Raw genomic sequence first — 293 nt, forward strand, 5'->3', positions numbered from 1 at the left:
ATTAATAAAGAAGATCAAGAAAAATATTTTGATCTTATGCTTTCCGAAATAGAAAGAATAGAAGCAATCCTCCAAGAGTTTTTATCGATTGCTAAAACAGATGAAATCCCAACTGAAAAGAAAAACATTTATCAAGTATTTAAAAATGTTGTTTCTTTAATGAACACAAAAGCAATCATGACAAATATTCAAGTTGAACTATTTACAGATTCCAAAGAGATAATCATTGAATGCTCAGAAAATCAATTGAAACAAGTATTTATTAATATTTTGCAAAATTCAATTGAAGCAAT

General features: G+C 25.6%; 1 pseudogene. It reads left to right on the forward strand.

Annotated elements, in window-relative coordinates:
* A pseudogene (locus KI356_RS27855) lies at positions 1 to 293 on the forward strand (PAS domain-containing sensor histidine kinase); the annotation flags it as partial.

Origin of the sequence: Bacillus hominis (assembly GCF_018332515.1) — a bacterium.
GTDB lineage: Bacteria > Bacillota > Bacilli > Bacillales > Bacillaceae_G > Bacillus_A > Bacillus_A hominis.